This window comes from Arcobacter suis CECT 7833, from assembly GCF_003544815.1.
In the GTDB taxonomy this organism is placed as follows: domain Bacteria; phylum Campylobacterota; class Campylobacteria; order Campylobacterales; family Arcobacteraceae; genus Aliarcobacter; species Aliarcobacter suis.
Map to the genome: position 1 here is coordinate 172278 of NZ_CP032100.1, position 22261 is coordinate 194538.

The window sequence follows — 22261 nt, forward strand, 5'->3', positions numbered from 1 at the left end:
AGCTCAGTTGTTTTAAGCTATGCTTTTTAAAACTAAATCTTGAGCCTCTTTTATTAGTAATTCTAAATGCTCTTCACTTATAAAACTTTCCGCATAAATTTTATAAATATCCTCAGTTCCAGATGGACGTGCTGCAAACCAACCATTTTTTGTAGTAACTTTTAGTCCACCAATGCTTGCATTATTTCCACTTGCGTTTGTATAGATGTTTTCTATTTCTTCATTTGCTAAAGTTTTAGATGTAATATCTTTTACACTAAGGTTTTTTAGTTTAGCTTTTTGTTCATAATTTGCAACAGCATCAACTCTTTTATAATAAGCTTTTCCAAACTCTTTTTCAAATTCTTGATAAATAACTCCTGGGTCTTTTTTTAGTTTAGCAGTAATTTCAGCAGCTAAAAGATTTAAAATAATTCCATCTTTGTCAGTAGACCAAACACTTCCATCTTTTCTCAAGAATGATGCTCCAGCACTCTCTTCTCCTCCAAAAGCTAAACTTCCATCATATAAACCTTCCACAAACCATTTAAATCCAACAGGTACTTCATAAAGTTTTTTATCTAAAGATTTAACAACTTTATCAATCATTGAACTTGAAACTAAAGTTTTACCGACTGCTAGGTCATTTTTCCAAGATTTTCTATTTGAAAATAGATACCAAATAGCAACAGTTAAATAATGATTAGGATTCATAAGTCCTACACTTTTTGTTACGATTCCATGTCTATCAAAATCGGGGTCATTAGCAAAGGCAATATCATATTTGTCAGCTAATTGTATAAGTGAAGCCATAGCATAAGGAGAAGAACAATCCATTCTTATTTTTCCATCATGGTCACATGACATAAAAGAAAAAGTTGGGTCAATTGAATCATTTACAATATCAAGGTTAAGTCCATAAATTTCATTTATTTTTTTATAAACTTCTAAACCAGATCCTCCTAATGGATCTACACCAATATGTAAATTTGCATTTTTTATGACATCCATATCAATAATAGTGTCTAAAGCTTTTACATAAGGAGTAATAAAATCAGCAATTTCTAAAAATTTAGATTCATAAATTTTGTCTTTTGCAATGAATTTAACATCTTTTAGACCATCTTTTAATATCTCATTTGCTCTTTTTTCTATAACAGATGTAACATCTGTATCAGAAGGTCCTCCATTTGGAGTATTGTATTTAAATCCACCATCACATGGAGGATTATGTGAAGGAGTTATAATTACACCATCATTTAAATCTTTTGAATTTTTATTTGATTCAATTATTGTAAAAGACATAACAGGAGTTGGAGTATATGAGTTTTTAGCAGCTATTTTACATTTAACTTCATTTGCTAAGAAAACTTGTAACGCTGTTTCTTGAGCAGGAGTTGATAAAGCATGAGTATCAATTCCAATATGCATAACACCATTTATTCCAGCATTTTTTCTATACTCACAAAGTGCTTGTGTGATTGCTAGAATATGGTCTTCATTAAAACTTGATTTTTTAGAATTCCCTCTGTGACCAGATGTTCCAAAACTAACTTTTTGACTTTGAATATTTATATCTGGCTTATTAATATAATAGGCTTCGATTAATTCTTCAATATTTTCTAGTATTTCTTTAGGTGCTTTTTTACCTGCTAATTTATTTATCAAGTTTTATCCTTTGCTATTTTAATTGCTTTTATAAAAAGAAGTATTATTTTATCGAAATTGCCCTTTTAATAAGGAAGCAAAAATATGAAAAGGTTAATTGGAAAAATGCTTAGAGTTTGTAAGTTATATTTAAATTTTTGTATAGAGTTGAATAAAATGTAAGAAAAATAAAACTTTAAAAAAAGTTTTTATTTTTCTTACAAAAGAAGAAACTACATTCTAATTTCTTCTCTTTTTTGTAAGAATGTCCATCTTTCGTCTATTCTTTTTTGCCATTCATCAATTAAATATTCATATTCAGGTTTGAATAAATGTTTAAATCGTGGTTGTGCGCCTAAATAATCCCTAACAGGAATAATATTTTTTGGTCTATAAGTGATGTTTAATTCTCTTCCACCAATTATTTCATATAATGGGAAAACTAAAGAATCTACTGCTAAATCAGAAACTTCAATAGTTTGATTTGGTGCAAATTTCCATTCAGTTGTACATGCACTCATTGCATTTATAAATACAGGTCCATGTGTATCAAAACCTGTTTGAATTTTTTTAACCATATCTTTCCATTTATTTGGAGCAACTTGAGCAACATAAGGTGCACCATGCGCTGCCATAATAGAAACTATATCTTTTTTCTGTCTTTTTTCACCATAAGAGTGACTCCCAGCAGGTGCTGTTGTTGTACTTGAACCAATAGGTGTAGATGAACTTCTTTGTCCACCTGTGTTTGCATAAACTTCATTGTCTAAACAAACATACATAAAGTCATGTCCTCTTTCAAAACATCCAGAAATCCATTGGAATCCAATATCATAAGTTGAACCATCTCCACCAAATGTTACAAATTTCGGTTGAGGAGTATCTGCAGAAATTCTGCCTTTATTTCTTAAAGCTTTGTTCATAGTTTCAACCCCTGCCATTGCAGTTGAAGAGTTTTCAAATCCAATATGAATCCAAGAACAATCCCATGAAGTATGAGGATAAATAGCTGTACAAACTTCTAAACATCCAGTTGAAGCTGATACTACTAAGTTGTCATTTGTTGCATTTAAAACTTCTCTAACGATGATAGAGTGAGCACAACCTGGACATAAAAGGTGTGAACCTTCAAATCTTTCTGCTGCTGTTGAAAATGTTTTTAAGTTTTTAATTTCTTTTTGTGTATTAACTAATGTACTCATTTTTATTTTCCTTGCGTTTCATAAAAGCTAAGTTCTGGACCTCTTACTCCAACAAATCTTTGGATTTTTCCAGATAATTTACCTTCTTTGGCTTCTTTATCTAAAGTTCTAAATATATCTTTTAAAATAGCTACCGTCATATCTCTTCCACCTAAACCATAGATTAAGTTAGACATTAAAGGACGAACAGGCGTATTAAATAAAGCTCCTGAAACTTCATTATATAAAGCTCCAACAGTTCCTCCTGGAGCTGATCTATCCATACATGCAATTGCTTTAACATTTTGTAAAGCCTCTGCTACTTCTTCAAGTGGGAATGGTCTAAATACTCTTGGAGCAACTACTGCTGCATTGATTCCTTCAGCTTTTAATTGGTCAATTGCTAACATTGCTGTTTCAAAAGTTGTACCTAAACAAACTATTGCAATATCTGCATTTTCTAAATTGTAAGATTCAACAAGTTTATATTCTCTTCCTGTTAATTCTTTAAATTGTGCAAATGTTTCTAAAATAACTTTTTTAGAACCCATTAAAGCTGCATGTTGTTTTGCTTTGTGTTCAAAATGCCAATCTTGTTCAGTTTGAACTCCATGAGTTACTGGTTTGTCAAAATTTAATAAAGCATTTACTTGTAAGTAATCACCTACAAATTTACATGCAACATCATCTTTTAATGGAGTAACATTTTGAGCTGTATGTGAAGTCATAAATCCATCTTGATTAGAAATAACTGGAAGTCTAACATCTGGATGCTCAGAAATTTTAAATGACATTAAAGTCATATCATAAGCTTGTTGAGGATTAAATGCATCTATTGAAATCCAACCAGAATCTCTTGTAAGATATAAATCTGAGTGGTCACCATTTACATTTAAAGGTGCTGCTAATGCTCTATTTACTAAACATAAAACAACAGGAATTCTCATTCCAGATGCTTGATATAATACCTCAATCATAAGTGCTAGTCCTTGAGATGAAGTTGCAGTTGCAACTCTTCCACCAGCTGCACCTGCACCCACACATGCACTCATAGCAGCATGTTCAGATTCAGTCATCATAACTTCACCATCAATATATCCATTTGCATGGAACATTGCATAATTCTCAACAGTAGCAGTTGAAGGTGTAATTGGATAAGCTGCAACTACATCAACGTCAGCTTGTCTGAAAGCTTGAGAGTTTGCCATATTTCCATCCCAAACTTCAACACTTTTTAATTCCATAACTCTTTTATTCATTATTATTCACCTTTCTTCTTTTTTTCAGGCCAATTTGCAAGTGCATTTTCAACAGTTTCATATTCATTAAACATTAAAAGTGATTTTGGATTTGTAGGACAAACGCTTACACATAATCCACAACCTTTACAGTGTTCGTAATCAACACCTTTCATCTCTTTATTTCTTGCAATGATTGAAGTATCTGGACAGAATATCCAGCAGTTTTGACAGTCAATACATGTTTCAGAATTCCAAACTGGTTTAAGAACTCTCCAGTCTCCTACACTCATACCTTTTGAACTAGTTTCTGAATACATTCTATCTTCAGGTTGAATATCAGCTATATTATAATTTATATCTCCGTCGAATGTATAAAGAATTGCACCTGGTGCTAATTCATCCCATCCCATTTCACTTATTGGTTTATTCATTTTTTTATCCTTTTAGTGAACTTCGTCAAAAGCTCGTTGGATTGCAATCATATTTGCATCAATAACATTTTGAGGTAACTTTTTAAGTACCCCTTTCATTTTTTCTTTAAAGTAGTCAAGTTCAAACATTCCACTAACTTTCATAAATGCACCAAGCATTGGAGTATTTGGAATAGCTTTTCCAATTGTATCTCTTGCAATTTGAAAACAGTCAAGAACGAATACTCTATCTTCAATTCCTTGTAAAGTTGGAACTAAAGAGATTAATTCTTCTTTTTTTAGGTGAGTTGTGATTATGTATTTTGTAGTATCTTTACCGTTTGCCGTGATATTATCAGTGATTGCAAGACCCGGATCTAATATAAAAACAAAATCAGGTTGCATATATTTTTCATGATTTAAGATTGGCTCATCGTCAATTCTATTGTAAGCCGTCATAGACGCACCTCTTTTAGCTGAACCATAAAAAGCAAAAGCTTGAACTTGTTTACCAGTTTCAGCAACAACAGAACCAAGACCTTTTGCACCAGTAACAGCACCTTGTCCTGCACGGCTATGCCATCTAATTTCTAACATAGAGGCTCTCCTTATTAGTTAATATTAAACTTGACTTAAAAAAATTAATTAGTCTTAAGTATTATAGATATTTTTAACTTAAATTACATTTAATAAAATATAGCGTCAAAATATTAATATAAAATATTAAGTTAAATATAATATTACTAAAGATTTTTCAAATATTTAATTGCATTTAAAGCATTTGATTCTACAAAATTTGTATATTCTCTTAACTCTTTTTCATTTCCATAACCACATAATACTCCAACTGAGTTAATATTTGCTTCATTTGCAGCAATTAAATCTAGTTTTGTATCACCAATCATCCAAACTGAATGTTTATTTTTATCATAATTCATTTGCTTTAGAGTAACTAAAATAGGTTCAGGATCTGGTTTAGGATTTTGTACATTTTCTCTTCCTGTTACTATTTCAAAAAATTGAGCGATGTTAAAATGTTCTAATAAGGGCATTGTATAAGTTCTTGTTTTTGTAGTAACCACACTTACTCTTCCAATTTTTGCAGCAAGTTCCACTGCTTCATAGGCATTTTCTAATAAAGTTGTTTGAGCGATAGAAATTACTCTATATCTATTTTTATAAGAATCAACAAAATCCCAAACTTTTGACTCGTCAACCCCTAAGCTTTTATACATAATATCAAGTGGGTAACCAATTAATGATTTAATACTTTCATCATTACCTTTGAAATCAAATTGCAATTCTTTAAAAGAGTGATAAAATGTTGAAACTATTGCATCTGTAGAGTTTATTAAAGTTCCATCTAAATCAAAAAGTATTATTTTATTTTTATCCATATCTTTTTTTGTCCTTATATATTTATTCTTCAATTTCCCAATCTTTTTGATTGTGCATTATTCCTACAAAAGAGGGTTCAATATTTTTAATATTTTTATTTACAACACTTACTGAATCAGGTATATATAAAAATAGATATGGTAAATCATCAGTAATTTTTCTGAAGATTTGTTTATATATTTTTCCTAGTTCATCTCTATTTATTGTTTTGCTTCCCTGTTCAATTAATGAATCAACTTCTGGATTTTCATATGAAACAAAATTAAATCCTCCAAGTTTACTACTTGAAGTATGCCAAATGGGATAAGCATCAGGCATTAATGCTAATGCCCAACCCATAAGTACTGCTTCAAAATTTCTTGGATGAACAACTGTATTTAAAAAAGCTTGCCATTCCATAACTCTTATATTCATAATAATTCCAGCTTTTTTTAGTTGGTATTGTAATATTTGAGCAGCATTTATCCTTGTGTCATTTCCGGTATTTGTAATTACCTCAAAAGTGAAAGGATTATTTTTATCATATCCTGCTTCTTTTAAAAGTTTTTTTGCTTTTGCTATATCTTGTTGTATTGTTTTTACTTCATCATTAAAAGCAAATGAACCTGGTAAAAATGGTCCATTGCAAACTTTTCCATAACCAAAAAACAAAATATCAACTAACTCTTGTCTATTTATAGCAAAGGACAAAGCTTGTCTAATTCTTATATCTTTAAATTTCTCATTTTTTAGATTAAAACCTAAATAAGCATAAGTAAAACTGGGTTTTTGAATTATTGTATAGTTATTTTTAAATTCATCATCTATTTGTCTATCAACTTGAATTGGGTCTAATCCACCAAGGTCTAATTTTTTTTGTTTTAAATATAAAAAAGAAGTATTTGGATCTGGTAAAAATTTATATAAAATTTTTTCAATTTTAGGAGTTCCTTCAAAATAGTTTTCAAATGCAATAAGTTCAATATCTTCACCTTGTTTAAACTCTTTTAGTTTATATGAACCTGTTCCTATTGGATTTTTATTAAATGAACTTGTCATTAAATCTTTGTCATCTTTTAAAAGATGATAAGGAAGAATCCCAACCATCCAAGTTTCAAGAGCTTTAAAATATGGTTTTTTATATATTACTTCAATTGTATAATCATCAAGAGCTTTTGCACTTTCTACTTCTTTGAAGTTTGATTTAATAGAGTTAAATACTTTTGGGTCAATTATTTTTTCATAAGTGAAAATTACATCTTTTGAAGTAAATTTTTCTTTATCATGCCAAAGTACATTTTCTTTTAATTTTATAATTAATTTTGTTGGTGTTTCAAAATTATAAGATTTAGCTAAATCAACGGTTGGATTCCCATTTTTATCATATTTAAATAAACCATTAAAAAGCCAATCAGATATTTCACTACTTGCCGTGTCATTTGCTAATATAGGATTTAATCTACTAGGACTTGAAGTCATTGATAAATTTAAAGTACTTGCACTTAAATAGCTGAGAATTAATAGGTAAAGGGTTAAAAATTTCATAAAGTATTGTATAGTTTTTTTATAAAAAAAGGCATAAAAAAAAGGAGCAACTTTTGTCGCTCCTTTTTTGAAATAGTAAGAAATACTTTTTCTGAATTATCTTTTTGAGAATTGAGAAGATTTTCTTGCTTTTTTCTTTCCGAATTTTTTTCTTTCAACAGATCTTGAGTCTCTTGTTAATAAACCATAAGGTTTTAAGATAGCTCTAAATTGCTCATCATAAGCAACTAATGCTCTTGAAATTCCATGTCTTGCAGCATCAGCTTGTGCAGAATATCCACCACCAAGAGTTTTTACAATAATGTTTACAGAAGTTTCTTGTTTAGCAACATTTAATGGTTGCATAACTCTTTTTTTAATTGATTCGTGACCACCTAACCAAGCATCTAAAGATTGACCATTAATTGTTAATTGACCATTACCATTTTCTAGCCATACTTTTGCTACAGCTGTTTTTCTTCTTCCAGTTGCATATACTTTTGCCATTACTATTATCCTTTAATTTGCGCAGTATGAGGGTGTTCACTTCCTGCATATACTTTTAATTTTTTTAACATAGCTTTACCAAGAGTAGTTTTTGGAAGCATACCTCTAGTAGCTAATTTGTATAATTTTTCTGGATTTTTTTCAAACATTTCAGACATTTTGTGAGTTTTTGTACTACCAAAATAACCTGAGTGTGTAAAGTAATTTTTACTTTCTAATTTTTTACCAGAAAATCTTGCTTTTGATGCATTTATAATAACAACAAAATCTCCGCAGTCTACATTTGGTGTAAAACAAGGTTTGTTTTTCCCTCTTAAGATAGTAGCAACTTCTGTAATAATTCTTCCGAATACTTTATCAGTTGCATCAACTACTATCCAATCTCTTTCGATTTCGTTAGCATGTGCCATTTGAGTAAATTTCATTTATTTTCTCCGCTTTTTTAATGAGGTGCAATAATAGTGTAGTAATACTTAATAATTACTTAAATTAAGTATAAATTAATATTTTATACAAAATTGTGAACCTTTTTTAAATTCTGAATGAATTTCAAGTGTAAAATTATGTAAAGAAAGTACAGACTGAACAATAAAAAGTCCGAGTCCTAGGGAATTATTCCAACCATTATTTGAAATTCTATAAAATTTTTGATTTATTTTTTCTAATTCTTTTTCTTCAATTCCTATACCTTTATCAATGATACAAATTGAATTTTGAGAAATATTTACAATAATTTCATCTTCTGAGTATTTTAATGCATTCTCAATTAAGTTAGAAATAGCCATAGAAATCAAAGTTTCATCAACTTTTAAAGTTATATCATCGCCTTGAAGTAGTATTTCTCTATTTTTGTATTTATCTTTTAAATCGCTAACACATGTTCCAATCAATTTTTTCATAGAACATGGAACTAAAATAAGTTCTTGTTTTCCTTCTTCTAATTTTAAAGTCAATCTTAATTTATCAACTATTTGGGACATTTTATTTGCATTTGAATAAATCTTTTTTAAAAATTTTATTTTCATAGGTTGGGGCATTTGTTCATCATTTAAGATAGTTTCACTATATCCTGAGATTATTGCAATTGGATTTTTGAATTCATGGGAAATTGCTGAAATAATTTCATCTTTTTGTTTATTGGCAATTTTTAGTTTTGCATTTTGTTTTGCTTTTTGTTTTTCTCTTTTTGTAAGTTTTATAGCTACTTTATTCAAAAGTTTTGAAATTTTATAAAATTCATAAGTATATTTTGAATCTAGGATAAAAGAGGGTTTTTTGTGTGCTAATAAAGTCAAAAAATGTAAAATATCATCGGTTTCTTTTTTAACTCTTATACTAATAATGTATGTAGCTGAAAAAGCAATGATTAAAAAAAAGGTAATAAATAAAAAGATTCCAAAAGTAAGACTCATAAAATTATCTGTAATATTACTTATATAATCAGCCATTCTTATGTAATAAATTTTATTAGAAATAGTGATTTTTTTTGCAATGTATAACAATTCTTTATTTATTGTTTCAGATTTTCTAGTATCTTTCCCTATAGCATTATTTTTTGCTTCGATTATCTCTTTTCTTGTTAAATGATTTTTAATTTGAGATAATTCTTTGTCACTATCAGCAATTACTGTACCAAATTCATCAATAATAGTTATTCTAAGTTTTAATTTTTCATGTAGTTCGTGAACAATATCAGAGGTATTAGTTAGATTATCTTTATTCTTGAAAACAATAGATAACGTATCAATATTTTGTAGTAAGTTTCTTTCGATTTGGTTTATATAAATATTTTTTGACCAAAAGTAGGTAATAATACTTAAAGTTAGAAGAATAACTAAAAATATTGCAATATAAGTTCTTAGAAAAAGTTGGTGTATTTTTAACAAAAAATATAACCTTCTCCCCTAATTGAACGAATATAATCTTTTTTTCCATTTGGGTCTATTTTTGCTTTTAATCTTTTAATTGCAACATTTACTGTTTTCTCTTTTTTCTCAAAAGAGTCTTGCCAAACACTATTAAGTAAATGTTCTCTTGTCATTAGAATATCTTTATTTTTGATAAATTCAAGCAATAAATCATGTTCAAGATGGGTTAATTCTAATTCTAAGTCATCAATATAAAACTTTTTATTAGAAGATTTATAAACAATATCTTTTACTTTTAACACATCAATATCTTTTGAGCTTCTTTTGATAACTGCTTTTATTCTTGCACATAACTCTTTTAGATTAAAGGGTTTAGTAATATAATCGTCCGCATGGCTATCAAAACCATCAATAATATCTTCGTCTCTATCTTTTGCTGTTACATAAATAACAGGATTAGAATAACCTTGTTGTTTAATTTCATTTATAAACGAAGTTCCTTCAATTCCAGGAAGATTTCTATCCATTAAAATTAAATCAATTTGTTCTTCATTTAAAACATTTCTTACATTTTTATCAATATTTAAAAAACCTATTGTTTCATAACCTTCTTTTTGAAGTGTATATTCAAGAAGTTCTAAAATATCTTCTTCATCTTCAACAATTAAAATTAATTTATTATTCATCAGAATTTGACTCTTTTGTTGTTGTAACTTTTTTATTTGGTCTTTCATCATCATATTCAATTACTGTATCTTTTGAAATCTTTATAACACCAGGAGAAAATTTAATAGCAAGAATCCTAAATATAAAAAATACAAAAATTACAAAAAGTAAAAATGAAATATCAAAGTAGTCTCTATTTTTATTTGTTGTTAAAATAATTACATCACGGATTAAAAAAATGATAAAAATATCAATAACATATCTTAATCGTAAAGTCTCTTTTTTGATAAAATCAGAGACCATTTTTACAACTTCCATGATAACAATAAATTCCAACATAAAAATTATTGCTTTATAAAAATCCTTACCTGAGGCAATTATTCCGATAAAAATAATTATCCCAGCAAGAACTTCAAAGTTAGTACTAAAGTAGTTTCTTATTTTATTTATAGCTTTTTTCATACAAAAATTATAACATAAATATCATGATTGTACCATATCTCCACCAACCTGAGCAAAATGTAATAAGTTAGCGATTGATACAGCTCTATCTGCAATTTTTTCAAGTCTTCTTAATGCACTTAATATATCAAAATATTCTTTTGATAAATCAAGATTTTTTGAAATTAGTTTTAAAATATTTTTTTCAATCATTAAATATAAATCATCGGTTTTGCTCTCTTCAACAATAACTCGATGATATTTTTCTTCTATATGATTTGCATTCGTTTCATCTAAGATTGAAATAGATGTTTGAAGAGAAAGAAGTGCTGATTTTAACAAAGGAACAGCATATTCTAAAATCATATTTGTATTTAAATCATCAGAATAAGATTTTTTAAACATTTTTGCAAAATCTTTTGCGTTTGAACCAGTTCTTACTAACTCGTTTGTGATTTTTAAATATGAAACTAATTGTCTTAAATCTTTTGCTTCTGGCGAATATAAAGCCAAAGTTGTAACTATGATATTATCAATTTCATTTGATCGTAATAGAAGTTTTTTTTCTGTTAAATCAACATTTTTCAAGTCATCAATTTTTCTATCTTCTAATGCTCTTAAAGATAATTCTAGTGAATTTATAACATCCACACCAATTTTTGAAATTTCGTCTTTTATACTTTGTAATTTTGCTTCGTAAGGTTTTAACATTATCCAAATCTCCCTGTAATATAATCTTCTGTTTTTTTATTGTGTGGATTAACAAAAATTGTTTCTGTTTCATCATATTCAATTAGTTTTCCTAAGTGAAAGAATGCTGTATAATCAGCCACACGTGCCGCTTGTTGCATATTGTGAGTTACAGTAATGATTGTATAATCTTGTTTTAATTCAAGCATTAAAGCTTCAATTTTTTCTGTTGATATTGGGTCAAGTGCTGATGTAGGTTCATCCATTAAAATAACTTCTGGTTTAATTGCAATTGTTCTTGCAATACAAAGTCTTTGTTGTTGTCCTCCTGAAAGTGAAGTTCCAGGTTGTTGTAATTTATCTTTTACTTCATTCCAAAGTCCAGATTTAATAAGTGAAGATTCAACTAATTCATCACACTCTTTTCCTTTTTTTACAATTCCATGTTTTAATGGAGCATATGCAACATTGTCATAAATTGATTTTGGAAAAGGATTTGGTTGTTGAAATACCATTCCAATTCTTTTTCTAACACTTACTTCATCTACATCTTTATCATAGATATTTTTAGTATCGATTATGATTTGACCATCAATTTTTACTATTGGGATTAAATCATTCATTCTGTTGATGCATCTTAAAAATGTTGATTTTCCACATCCAGATGGTCCAATTAATGCTGTAATTTTGTTTTCATATAAATTTGCAGTAATATCAAAAAGCGCTTGATTAACTCCATAATATAGATTTAGATTTTTTACTTCAATTTTTGTTTTATTATCATTTTCTATCATTTTGATTTTTCCTTCTTACCATTTAACTTCGAATTTTTTTCTTAAATATATCGCAATTGCATTTAGTGAAATTAAGATTGTTAATAACACCATGATTCCTGCAGCTGTTTTTTCTATATACATACCCTCAGGCATTCCAGCCCATGTAAATAATTGCGCTGGCATAACAGTTGCAGCTTGAGTTACCATTGAAGGAGCATCTGGAATAAAAGCAATCATTCCTATAATAATCAATGGAGCAGTTTCTCCCATAGCATGTGCAAGACCAATGATTGAACCTGTAAGTACTCCTGGAAATGCTAAAGGTAAAACATGGTCTTTTGTAACTTGAATTTTATTAAGTCCTAAACCATATCCAGCTTGTCTAATACTATCAGGAACTGCTCTTAAAGCAGCTCGCGAACTAACAATTATAATAGGTAAAGTCATAAGTGCAAGAGTTAAACCTCCAACAAGTGGAGAACTTCTTGGCATACCAAATAAATTTATAAAAATTGCAAGTCCTAAAAGACCAAATAAAATAGAAGGAATTGCTGCTAAATTGTTTATATTGATTTCTATAAATCTTGTAAATTTATTATCAGTTGCAAACTCTTCTAAATAAATAGCTGTCATAACTCCAATTGGGAAAGCAACTATCATAGTAATAATTAAAGTAAGAATTGAACCAATCATTGCTGAATAAAGTCCAGCATATTCAGGAATTTTTGAATCACCTTTTGTGAAGAAAATTACATTAAATTTATTTTCAATTAATCCTTGAGAGTGTAACTCATCCACTAAAGTTATTTCATCTTCTTTTAATTTATGGTGATGCCCTTTTAAATATTGGTCAACCTGATCATCAGCTAAAACCCAAGTTGTTAAAGTAGTATTCATAAAATTTGGATTTTCTTTTACTAATAAAGGAATATCTCTAAGCCAAGCTCTTGAAACTAAATCTCTATATTTTTTATCAACAGCAAATCTTGTGTCGTCTAAAGATTTTTCATTAAATGTAACTTCCATTTGAATATAAGCTACTTTAAAAGCTGGTAAGCCTTTTCCTACAATATCAAATAAAAAGAATGATAAAAAAGCAACAGAAAAAATTAATGAAGTTAAAGTAAACTTTTTAAATCTAGCTGCACTTGCATGTCTTGCTTTTAATGTTGGATCATAAAATGGATTATTGTTTTGTTTTTGTTTTTTTCTTCTAATCATAATGTATTCACTTTATATTTTTCTTTGAATTTTCTAATAAGAGATAATGAAATCATATTTAGGATTAATGTCACAATAAATAAAATTAGTCCTAATGCAAATGCAGAAAGAGTTTCTGGTGAATTAAACTCAAAATCTCCAACCAATGAATTTACAATAGTAACTGTTACTGTTGTCATATCTTCCAATGGATTCCAAGATAGATTTGGTCGTAAACCAGCTGCCATAACAACAATCATTGTTTCTCCTAAAGCTTTTGAAAGTCCAAGAAGTGAAGCTGAAATAATTCCTGGCATTGCTGAAGGTAGAACTATATTTTTTATAGTTTCTCCATGAGTCATTCCTAAGGCAAAAGCTGCTTTTCTTTGACTATCTGGAACGGATCTAATAACATCATCTGATAGTGAAGAAATAACAGGAATAATCATAATTCCCATTACAATCCCAGATGCAAGGGCAGAGTTAAATGTAGCTTCAAGCCCAATAAATTCTGCTGTTTTTACAACTAAAGGTGCAACAGTGATTGCTGCAAAAAAACCATAAACAACAGTAGGAATACCAGCTAGTATTTCTAAAATAGGTTTTAAATAATCTCTTACTTTTGGACCTGCATATTCACTCATGTAAATTGCACTTCCAAGACCAATAGGAATAGCAACACCTAAAGCAATAACAGTTATTACAAATGTTCCTGCAAATATTGGCAATGCTCCAAATTGACTACCAATAACACCTGGTGACCATGTAGTTCCTGTAATAAAATACCAAAAACTTCTCAATTTAAAAAATTCTATTGCTTCAAATAATATTGAAAATAGAATTCCAAATGTAGTTAAAATTGAGATAGCTGCTGCACTAATTAAAGCAAATTTAATTAGTTTTTCATTTAGTTCTCTACTTTTTTTTCTTGATTCAAAAGTGCTCAATACTTTTACCTTTATAGTAAATTTAGATGAAATATTAAATAAAGATAGTTACACAATGGTTACATCGATTACAAAATACTAGAAATAGGTTTACTTGAGCCTTTTGAAGCTTTTTTCAAAACATTTAAAGTATTATCAAAATTAGAGATATTTGATTTAGGATTTATTTCAATAATTGCAGAAGATACTGATAATAAATTGAAACTTCTTTCTATATTAAATCTATCTTTTGCAATTAAAAGACCATTTTCTTTATCTTTTTTTGAATACAAATTTTCTACAGAATTTTTAAATTCAATTTGGACTTTGTTTGTTAGTTCAAAAACTTCTTCGAATTTATGATTTTTTAATCCAACAAAAAAATCATCACCACCAATATGAGCTATAAATGAATCTTTTGGGTATCTTTTTTGAAGAAGTTCTGAAAAAATCAAAATAGCTCTATCTCCTAGTCTAAATCCATAAATATCATTAAATGGTTTAAAATCATTAAAATCGAAATAGATTATGTGTGTAATAGTTTTTTGATTTCTTTTAAGGGTTTTTTCTATAAATTTCTCAATTTGATTATTCCCAGGAAGTTTTGTAAGTGGATTCTGATTTGTAGCTATTTCGATATTTCTTTTATAAGAAAGGGTTAAAAGCGAATTTAGATTTATAAATCCTCTATATTTATTTGCTTGAGTAATAAAAATTCCTAAAGCATCTTTTGAGTTTTGGTTATACATTTCTAATATTTTGTCAATTCCCCAAGATATTTCAACATATAATGCAGGTTTCAAATATTTTATTAAACTAGAAGAAAAAGTTTTATTTTGTGCAAGAGCTAATCCATATTGTGAATAAGATATTTTTTTGATATCAGTTTCATAAATTATTCCTAAAAAATTATCATATTCATCTACTATTGGAACAAAATTATTTTTTGTAGATTCTTTAAAATGTACAAAAAGTTCATATAAAGAACTATTTACACTAAGTGCAATAATTGGTTCTATAAACTCTTCATCAATAGTAGCATTTGGATTATTTCTTTTATCTTCATTGATTAAAGTTAGAATATTATTATAAAGACTTTTTATTTCATTTATTTCAACTGTTGGTTTTTGTACTAAATAACCTTGAATAAAATCTGCACCAATATCTTTACAAGTGTAAAACTCTTTTACAGTTTCAATACCTTCTGCGATAACTTGCATTCCCATAATATGAGCCATTTCGATAATAGAAGAACAAAAAAGTTTTTTCTTTGAATCTTGATCAATATTTGAAATAAAAAATCTATCAAGTTTTATAATTTGTGCTTCACTAAAATATAGAAGTTTAAGACCAGAAACACCTATTCCAAAATCATCAATAGCAATAGAATAACCATTTTCTCTATATCTTTGAATCATTGTTGATAAAGCATTTTGTTCTATTGCCGTACCTTTTTCACTTAGTTCAAAACAGATGGCACTTTTATTTAATTTATACTTTTTTAATATTTTAGAAGTATTTCCTGCAGAAAGATTCTTATTGTAAATTATTCGATTATCTAAATTATAAAATAATCTTAAATCTTCAATTTCAATATTTGAGAACTTTTTGATAGCTTTTTCTCTTAACTGTAAATCCAATTCATATAAATAATCATCATTAAAAGCCATATTAAATAAATCATCAATAGCATTTAATCCAGAAATATTTTGAACATTCCTAATAAGTGCTTCAACAGCATAAAGTTTACCTGTGTGAGAGTAAACAATTGGTTGAAAAGCATAGTCTAGTTTATCGATTATTTGATTCCAATTTGGCATAGTTCACCTAATCTTGATTTATAATATCATTACTAAGTTTTTACCTCTTTGTTCGCGTCAACAGATAAAAACTTAATAATGATATTTTGTAGAAAAAAAGAGAAGATAAAAATCTTCCCTTTTATTTAGTTAGTGTTGTTTTAAATCTTCTACAGTTAATTTTTCACTGTTCATAACTTTTTTTCTAGCAGCATCTCTAGTTTTATCATCTAAAGTGATTAAACCTAATTCTCCTAGAATTCCATCTTTTCCTATCATTTTCTCAGACATAAATAAATTTGCATACTCTTTTAAAGCAGGAACATCTTTAACATGTGCATTTTTGATATAAAAATACATAGATCTAGCAACTGGATATTTTCCTGTTGAAATAGTATCAGCAGTTGGAGCAATACTATCAACTGTAATTCCAACAACTTTATCTTTATTTTCTTCTAAGAACGAATAACCAAAAATACCAATAGCAGCAGGATTTTTAGTTAATTTTTGAACGATTAAGTTATCATTTTCACCAGATTCAACATAAACACCATCTGTTCTAATAACTGAGTATTTTTCATATTTTTTATTTGCTTTTTCATCAGCTTTAAATAAATCTGTATAAACTGGCATTTTTTCAAATACATGTTGTAATACTAATTCTTCAAATGAATCTCTTGTTCCTGATGATTTTGGTGGTCCATAAACAATAATATCTCTGTTTGGTAATGAAGCATCAATATCTGACCATTTTTTATAAGGATTAGCTATTAAAGTTTTACCATCTTTTGAAGGTACTTGTTCTGCAACAGCTAATGCTAATTGAGCTTTTGTTACGTTAAATGAAGTTACTTTTGAATCTTGTGCAACTGCAATTCCATCAAAACCAATTAATGCTTCAGTTATATCTGTAACACCATTTTCTTCACATAGTTTTAATTCTTTATCTTTCATTCTTCTTGAAGCATTTGCAATATCTGGTGTATTTATATCTGCACCTGAACAAAATAATTTCATTCCTCCACCTGTTCCTGTTGATTCTACAACTGGAGTAGGGAATTTAGTAGTTGATCCTAATTCTTCAGCAACTGAAGATGAAAAAGGATAAACAGTTGATGAACCAACAATTTTGATTTGGTCTCTTGCACTTAAAGTTGTTACTAATAAAGCACTTGCGAATAATGCCATAGATGTTTTTTTGAAAGTCATTCTTTTCTCCATATTTTTATTTACGGTGAAAGTTTAATGACAGTTGATTACATTTTGGTTACTATTTCTTTTGTAAACTTAAGTTCAAACTCTTTGCAAGTTCTTATAAAAAGTTCTTCACAATCGTTTGGTTTATAAATAATAGCTTCTATCCAAATATCATTTTCTTGGACTTTACAGAAGTTTAGAGGAGTGTAAGATTTCTTATTTTTGTAGTGTATATAAGTTTTATTTAGTTCTATCATAAAAAAAGCTAATGGATTTTATAATCCATTAGCCTCGATGAGTCTAGATTGATGATCAGCAATAAGAGGATCAATCACTTCATCAAACAGACCATCATTCATGATGTAATCAAGTCTATATAAAGTCAAGTTGATTCTGTGATCACTGATTCTATTTTGTGGATAATTATAAGTTCTAATTCTTCCACTTCTATCACCAGTACCAACTTGTTCTTTTCTAGTAGCACCTTCAGATTCCATTTTTTTATTCATTTCTATTTCATAAAGCTTAGCTTTTAAAACTTTCATAGCTCTATCTTTATTTTTATGTTGAGATTTCTGATCTTGATTTGTTACAACAATTCCAGATGGAATATGAGTGATTCTAACAGCCGAGTCTGTAGTATTTACAGATTGACCACCATTCCCACTGGCTCTCATAACATCAATTTTTAAATCATTTGGATTAATTTCTACTTCCACATCGTCAACTTCAGGCATAACAGCAACTGTAATAGCTGATGTATGAACCCTTCCTTGAGATTCAGTTGCAGGAACCCTTTGTACTCTATGTGTACCACCCTCAAATTTTAATTTTGAGTAAACATGGTCACCTTTAATTAGAAAAACAATCTCTTTATATCCATTTGATTCGCTCTCACTCGAGCTCATAATTTCAACTTTCCAACCATTATTTTCTGCATATCTTAAATAACCTCTAAAAAGGTCACCTACAAATATAGCAGCTTCATCGCCACCTGTACCAGCTCTTAACTCTAAGTAGATATTTTTATCATCATTAGGGTCTTTAGGAATCATTAAAAATTTAATTTCATCTTCAAGTTTTGGTTTTCTTGTTTCTAATTCTTTGAGTTCTTCTTTTGCTAAATCACCAAGTTCTGGATCATCAAGCATCATTTTGTTTTCATCAATGTCATCCATTAATTTAACATACTCACGAGCTTTAATAACAATAGGTTGCATATTTGACTGTTCTTTTGATAAATCAGTCATTCTTTTTATATCATTTGTAATATCAGGAGCCATTAATAAAGTATTAATTTCTTCGTATCTATTAATAAATGGTTGTAGTCTGCTTTTTAACATAAATTATATAGCGTTAACTTTTACTTGTAATCTACTTACTCTTCTTGCTGCAGTCTCTTTTTTTAAGATACCTTTAGATACACAATGGTGTAAATATTTGTTTGCAGTTTTCATAGCGTCAACTGCTTTTTCTTTATCAGCTGTTTCGATTGCTGCTAATACATTTTTTGTTACATTCTTGATTCTAGTTTTGTAAAATCTGTTTCTTTCTGTTTTAATTCTAGTTTGTCTAGCTCTTTTTTCAGAAGATTTGTGATTTGCCATTTTTTTAACCTCTTTATAAAATTTTTAAGGGTAGAATATTACCTAAAGTAACTTAAACAGAGTTTAATTTTAGGAAGATTTAATGAAACTATTCGGAACAGATGGTGTTAGAGGAAAAGCTGGTGATTTTTTGGATGCAATTACTGTATTAAAATTAGCAAAAGCTGCTGGTATATATTTTAGAAAACATTCAACAACTAAAAAAATACTTGTAGGAAAAGATACAAGAAGAAGTGGTTATATGATTGAAAATGCCCTTGTTAGTGGATTAACAGCTGTTGGATATGATGTTATTCAAATAGGTCCAATGCCAACTCCTGCAATTGCTTATTTAACTGAAAGTATGAGATGTGATGCAGGAATTATGATTTCAGCTTCTCACAATCCTTATGAAGATAATGGAATTAAATTTTTTGATAATCATGGGGATAAATTAAATACAACTTGTGAAAAAGCAATAGAAACAATTTTTAATGATAGTGAATTAATGCAAACAGAACAAGTAACTGGAAGAAACATTGGTGCTTCAAAAAGAATTGATGATGTTATTGGAAGATACATTGTATCAATTAAAAGTTCATTTCCAAGAGATTTAAATTTAAGTGGGTTAAGAATTGTTCTTGATTGTGCAAATGGTGCTGCATATAAAGTTGGACCAACAATTTTACAGGAATTAGGTGCAGATGTAATTGTAGTAAATAATAAACCAGACGGATTTAATATCAACGAAGATTGTGGAGCTATGCATCCAGAACATATTGGTAAATTAGTAAGAGAATATAGAGCTGACATTGGACTTGCACTTGATGGAGATGCTGATAGATTAGTTATTATTGATGAAAAAGGTGAAGTTGTTGATGGGGATAAATTAATAGGTGCTTTATGTAACTATTTAAATGAAGAAAAATTGCTTAAAGGTAATGGCTGTGTTGCAACTGTTATGTCAAATAAAGCTTTAGAAGATTATTTATCTAAAAAAGGAATTGAATTATTTAGATCAGATGTTGGAGATAAATACGTTCTTGAAGTTATGAAAGCAAAAGGCATCAATTTTGGTGGAGAACAAAGTGGACACATTATCTTCTCAGATACTGCAAAAACGGGGGATGGATTAGCTTCTGCTTTACAAGTTTTAGCACTTATTTTAAAATCTGGTAAAAAAGCTAGTGAAGTATTAAATCCATTTGAATTATATCCTCAAATTTTACATAATATGAAAGTTATAGAAAAAATTCCTTTAGATAGAATAAAAGGTTTAGAAGAGATTTTAAAGCCAATTAGAGAAAAAGGAATTAGAGATTTAATTAGATATTCAGGGACTGAAAATAAAATTAGATTACTTCTTGAAGGAAAAAATAAAAAAGATGTTGAAAATGCAATGGAAACTTTAAAATCATTTTTTAAAAAAGTATTATGAATAGAGAATTAAAACTTGCAATAACTATTTTTATAGTTGTTTTTATAATAGACCAAGTTGTTAAATTTGGATTTGCAAATTTAAATTGGAATGTTGATGGTCCATATATGTCTTTGAACTTAGCATATAATTATGGGGTTGCATTTTCCATGTTTTCGTTTTTGGAGCATAATTTAAAATATATTCAATTAGCTATTGTTTTAATCGCAACTCTATATTTATTTAAAAATCAAAGTGTTTTTAAAGAGTATTATTTGCCAATAGCATTACTTTATGCAGGTGGATTATCAAACATTTTAGATAGATTTACTTATGGTGGGGTTGTTGATTATTTTTATTGGCATTATGGTTTTGAATTCGCAATTTTTAACATAGCAGATGTAATGATAGATTTAGCAGTTGTAATAGTTATTTATAAACAAATTAGACAATCAAGAGAAGAAAAAAAGCAAAAAGAGATTAAATCGTAGATTTTTGTAGCTTAAAATAAATTTAGCTATAATCCAACAAATTTTAGAAAATGACAGGGAAAATTAATATGGGTCAAACAATAACAGAAAAAATTTTTAGTGAACATGTAGGTCATAAAGTATATGCAGGAGAAATAGTTCGAAGTCCAATTGATATGGTAATTGGAAATGATATTACAACTCCAATTTCAATAAAAGCATTTGAAGATGGTGGTTTTGAGAAACTAGTAAATCCAGAAGGTTTTGCTATTGTACTTGACCACTTTATTCCTGCAAAAGATATAGCAAGTGCAAATCAAGCAAAAATCTCAAGAGATTTTGCTTATAAACATGATTTGAAATACTTTTTCGATGAAAAAGATATGGGAATCGAACATGCCCTTTTACCAGAAAAAGGTTTAGTAATCCCAGGTGATGTTATTATTGGTGCAGATTCACACACATGTACACATGGTGCTTTAGGAGCATTTAGTACAGGTATGGGGTCAACAGATATTTCATTTGGAATGATTACTGGTGGTAACTGGTTTAAAGTTCCTGAATCAATCAAAGTAGTATTCAAAGGAAAACCAGCTCCATTTGTAACTGGAAAGGATTTAATCTTAGAAATTATTAGAATACTTGGTGTTGATGGAGCTTTATATAAAGCTTTAGAATTCACAGGTGATACAATTCAATATTTATCAATGGATGATAGATTCTCTTTATGTAATATGGCTATTGAAGCTGGTGCTAAAAATGGTATTGTGGCTTATGATGAAATCACAAAAGAGTTTTTAGATTCAAGAGAATCTTTAAGAGCTGAACCAAAAATTCATTATAGCGATGTTGACGCTGTTTATTGTCAAGAAATTGTTATTGATGTTGAAAAATTAGAACCAGTTATTGCATATCCATTTTTACCATCAAATGGTCACTCAGTTTCTCAAGCAGTAGCTGATAATATTAGAGTTGATCAAGTATTTATAGGTTCATGTACAAATGGAAGATTATCAGATTTTAAAGTTGCAGCTGAAATTTTAAAAGATAAAAAAGTTGCACGACATGTAAGACTTATTTTAACTCCAGGAACTCAAAAAATCCTAAGAGACGCAACAAAAGCTGGATATATTGACATTTTAGTTGATGCAGGAGCAGTTGTATCAAATCCTACATGTGGAGCATGTTTAGGTGGATATATGGGAATTTTAGGTGATGGAGAAGTTTGTATTTCTACAACAAATAGAAACTTTGTTGGAAGAATGGGTTCACGAAGCTCAAAAATTTATTTAGCAAATAGTGCAGTAGCAGCTGCATCTGCAATTTCTGGATATATTACAGATCCAAGAAGTTTATAAA

At 28.5% G+C, this 22261-nt stretch carries 24 protein-coding genes; 3 read left to right on the top strand and 21 right to left on the bottom strand.

The annotated features are described in order from the left end of the window. Positions 1 to 12: 12 nt before the first annotated feature. The 21 genes from pgm to rpsT form a co-directional block, all read right to left on the bottom strand. Complete coding sequence (pgm, locus tag ASUIS_RS00885; RefSeq protein WP_118885273.1) at positions 13 to 1647, bottom strand: phosphoglucomutase (alpha-D-glucose-1,6-bisphosphate-dependent); 1635 nt, start codon at positions 1645 to 1647, stop codon at positions 13 to 15. 212 nt (positions 1648 to 1859) lie between these two features. After that, positions 1860 to 2828 (bottom strand): thiamine pyrophosphate-dependent enzyme, encoded by a 969-nt coding sequence (locus tag ASUIS_RS00890; protein ID WP_118885274.1) that lies wholly within the window; start codon positions 2826 to 2828, stop codon positions 1860 to 1862. 2 nt (positions 2829 to 2830) lie between these two features. Further along, complete coding sequence (locus ASUIS_RS00895; protein ID WP_118885275.1) at positions 2831 to 4066, bottom strand: 2-oxoacid:ferredoxin oxidoreductase subunit alpha; 1236 nt, start codon at positions 4064 to 4066, stop codon at positions 2831 to 2833. A 2-nt stretch (positions 4067 to 4068) separates the two neighbouring features. Continuing rightward, positions 4069 to 4479, bottom strand: a complete 411-nt coding sequence (locus tag ASUIS_RS00900) for a 4Fe-4S dicluster-binding protein (protein WP_192894473.1) — start codon at positions 4477 to 4479, stop codon at positions 4069 to 4071. A 12-nt stretch (positions 4480 to 4491) separates the two neighbouring features. Beyond that, positions 4492 to 5055 carry a pyruvate flavodoxin oxidoreductase subunit gamma gene (locus ASUIS_RS00905; RefSeq protein WP_118885276.1) on the bottom strand — a complete coding sequence of 188 codons (564 nt, stop codon included), beginning with the start codon at positions 5053 to 5055 and terminating at the stop codon, positions 4492 to 4494. Between the two features lie 146 nt (positions 5056 to 5201). Beyond that, positions 5202 to 5855, bottom strand: coding sequence for an HAD family hydrolase (locus ASUIS_RS00910; protein WP_118887607.1), 654 nt, complete (start codon positions 5853 to 5855; stop codon positions 5202 to 5204). A gap of 22 nt (positions 5856 to 5877) precedes the next feature. After that, positions 5878 to 7380, bottom strand: coding sequence for a peptide-binding protein (locus ASUIS_RS00915; RefSeq protein WP_118885277.1), 1503 nt, complete (start codon positions 7378 to 7380; stop codon positions 5878 to 5880). A gap of 96 nt (positions 7381 to 7476) precedes the next feature. Beyond that, positions 7477 to 7866 (bottom strand): 30S ribosomal protein S9, encoded by a 390-nt coding sequence (gene rpsI, locus ASUIS_RS00920; RefSeq protein ID WP_118885278.1) that lies wholly within the window; start codon positions 7864 to 7866, stop codon positions 7477 to 7479. A gap of 5 nt (positions 7867 to 7871) precedes the next feature. Further along, positions 7872 to 8291 (bottom strand): 50S ribosomal protein L13, encoded by a 420-nt coding sequence (rplM, locus tag ASUIS_RS00925; protein ID WP_118885279.1) that lies wholly within the window; start codon positions 8289 to 8291, stop codon positions 7872 to 7874. 75 nt (positions 8292 to 8366) lie between these two features. After that, a complete protein-coding gene (locus ASUIS_RS00930) occupies positions 8367 to 9752 on the bottom strand; it encodes a sensor histidine kinase (protein WP_118885280.1) in 1386 nt (461 codons plus the stop codon). Continuing rightward, positions 9746 to 10420, bottom strand: a complete 675-nt coding sequence (locus ASUIS_RS00935) for a response regulator transcription factor (protein ID WP_192894472.1) — start codon at positions 10418 to 10420, stop codon at positions 9746 to 9748. The genes ASUIS_RS00930 and ASUIS_RS00935 overlap by 7 nt, the downstream gene beginning before the upstream one ends. Continuing rightward, on the bottom strand, positions 10413 to 10862 hold the full coding sequence (locus tag ASUIS_RS00940; RefSeq protein WP_118885281.1) for a phosphate-starvation-inducible PsiE family protein: 450 nt from the start codon (positions 10860 to 10862) through the stop codon (positions 10413 to 10415). The genes ASUIS_RS00935 and ASUIS_RS00940 overlap by 8 nt, the downstream gene beginning before the upstream one ends. 21 nt (positions 10863 to 10883) lie before the next feature. Continuing rightward, entirely contained in the window at positions 10884 to 11552 is a 669-nt protein-coding gene (locus ASUIS_RS00945) for a phosphate signaling complex PhoU family protein (RefSeq protein ID WP_118885282.1), read from the bottom strand. Then, positions 11552 to 12325: a phosphate ABC transporter ATP-binding protein PstB gene (pstB, locus tag ASUIS_RS00950; protein WP_118885283.1), complete on the bottom strand. Its 774-nt coding sequence runs from the start codon at positions 12323 to 12325 to the stop codon at positions 11552 to 11554. The genes ASUIS_RS00945 and pstB overlap by 1 nt, the downstream gene beginning before the upstream one ends. A 15-nt stretch (positions 12326 to 12340) precedes the next feature. After that, a complete protein-coding gene (gene pstA / locus ASUIS_RS00955; RefSeq protein ID WP_118885284.1) occupies positions 12341 to 13528 on the bottom strand; it encodes a phosphate ABC transporter permease PstA in 1188 nt (395 codons plus the stop codon). After that, complete coding sequence (gene pstC, locus ASUIS_RS00960) at positions 13525 to 14454, bottom strand: phosphate ABC transporter permease subunit PstC (RefSeq protein ID WP_118885285.1); 930 nt, start codon at positions 14452 to 14454, stop codon at positions 13525 to 13527. The genes pstA and pstC overlap by 4 nt, the downstream gene beginning before the upstream one ends. A gap of 68 nt (positions 14455 to 14522) precedes the next feature. Next, positions 14523 to 16253, bottom strand: coding sequence for an EAL domain-containing protein (locus ASUIS_RS00965; RefSeq protein ID WP_118885286.1), 1731 nt, complete (start codon positions 16251 to 16253; stop codon positions 14523 to 14525). Between the two features lie 129 nt (positions 16254 to 16382). Next, the gene (locus ASUIS_RS00970) at positions 16383 to 17441 is read right to left on the bottom strand and encodes a substrate-binding domain-containing protein (protein WP_118885287.1); all 1059 of its coding nucleotides are present in this window, start codon (positions 17439 to 17441) and stop codon (positions 16383 to 16385) included. A gap of 47 nt (positions 17442 to 17488) precedes the next feature. Next, complete coding sequence (locus ASUIS_RS00975) at positions 17489 to 17686, bottom strand: DUF1653 domain-containing protein (protein ID WP_118885288.1); 198 nt, start codon at positions 17684 to 17686, stop codon at positions 17489 to 17491. Positions 17687 to 17704: 18 nt separating this feature from the next. Beyond that, on the bottom strand, positions 17705 to 18772 hold the full coding sequence (prfA, locus tag ASUIS_RS00980) for a peptide chain release factor 1 (protein ID WP_118885289.1): 1068 nt from the start codon (positions 18770 to 18772) through the stop codon (positions 17705 to 17707). Positions 18773 to 18775: 3 nt separating this feature from the next. Continuing rightward, positions 18776 to 19036, bottom strand: coding sequence for a 30S ribosomal protein S20 (rpsT, locus tag ASUIS_RS00985; protein WP_118885290.1), 261 nt, complete (start codon positions 19034 to 19036; stop codon positions 18776 to 18778). 82 nt (positions 19037 to 19118) lie between these two features. Between rpsT and glmM the strand changes: the two genes are divergently transcribed. The 3 genes from glmM to leuC all read left to right on the top strand — a co-directional run bounded on the left by glmM (position 19119) and on the right by leuC (position 22260). Continuing rightward, positions 19119 to 20453, top strand: a complete 1335-nt coding sequence (gene glmM, locus ASUIS_RS00990; RefSeq protein ID WP_118885291.1) for a phosphoglucosamine mutase — start codon at positions 19119 to 19121, stop codon at positions 20451 to 20453. Beyond that, the gene (gene lspA, locus ASUIS_RS00995; protein ID WP_118885292.1) at positions 20450 to 20923 is read left to right on the top strand and encodes a signal peptidase II; all 474 of its coding nucleotides are present in this window, start codon (positions 20450 to 20452) and stop codon (positions 20921 to 20923) included. Before glmM ends, lspA begins: the two co-directional genes overlap by 4 nt. 68 nt (positions 20924 to 20991) lie before the next feature. Next, on the top strand, positions 20992 to 22260 hold the full coding sequence (gene leuC, locus ASUIS_RS01000; RefSeq protein WP_118885293.1) for a 3-isopropylmalate dehydratase large subunit: 1269 nt from the start codon (positions 20992 to 20994) through the stop codon (positions 22258 to 22260). The last annotated feature ends 1 nt before the right edge of the window (position 22261 follow it).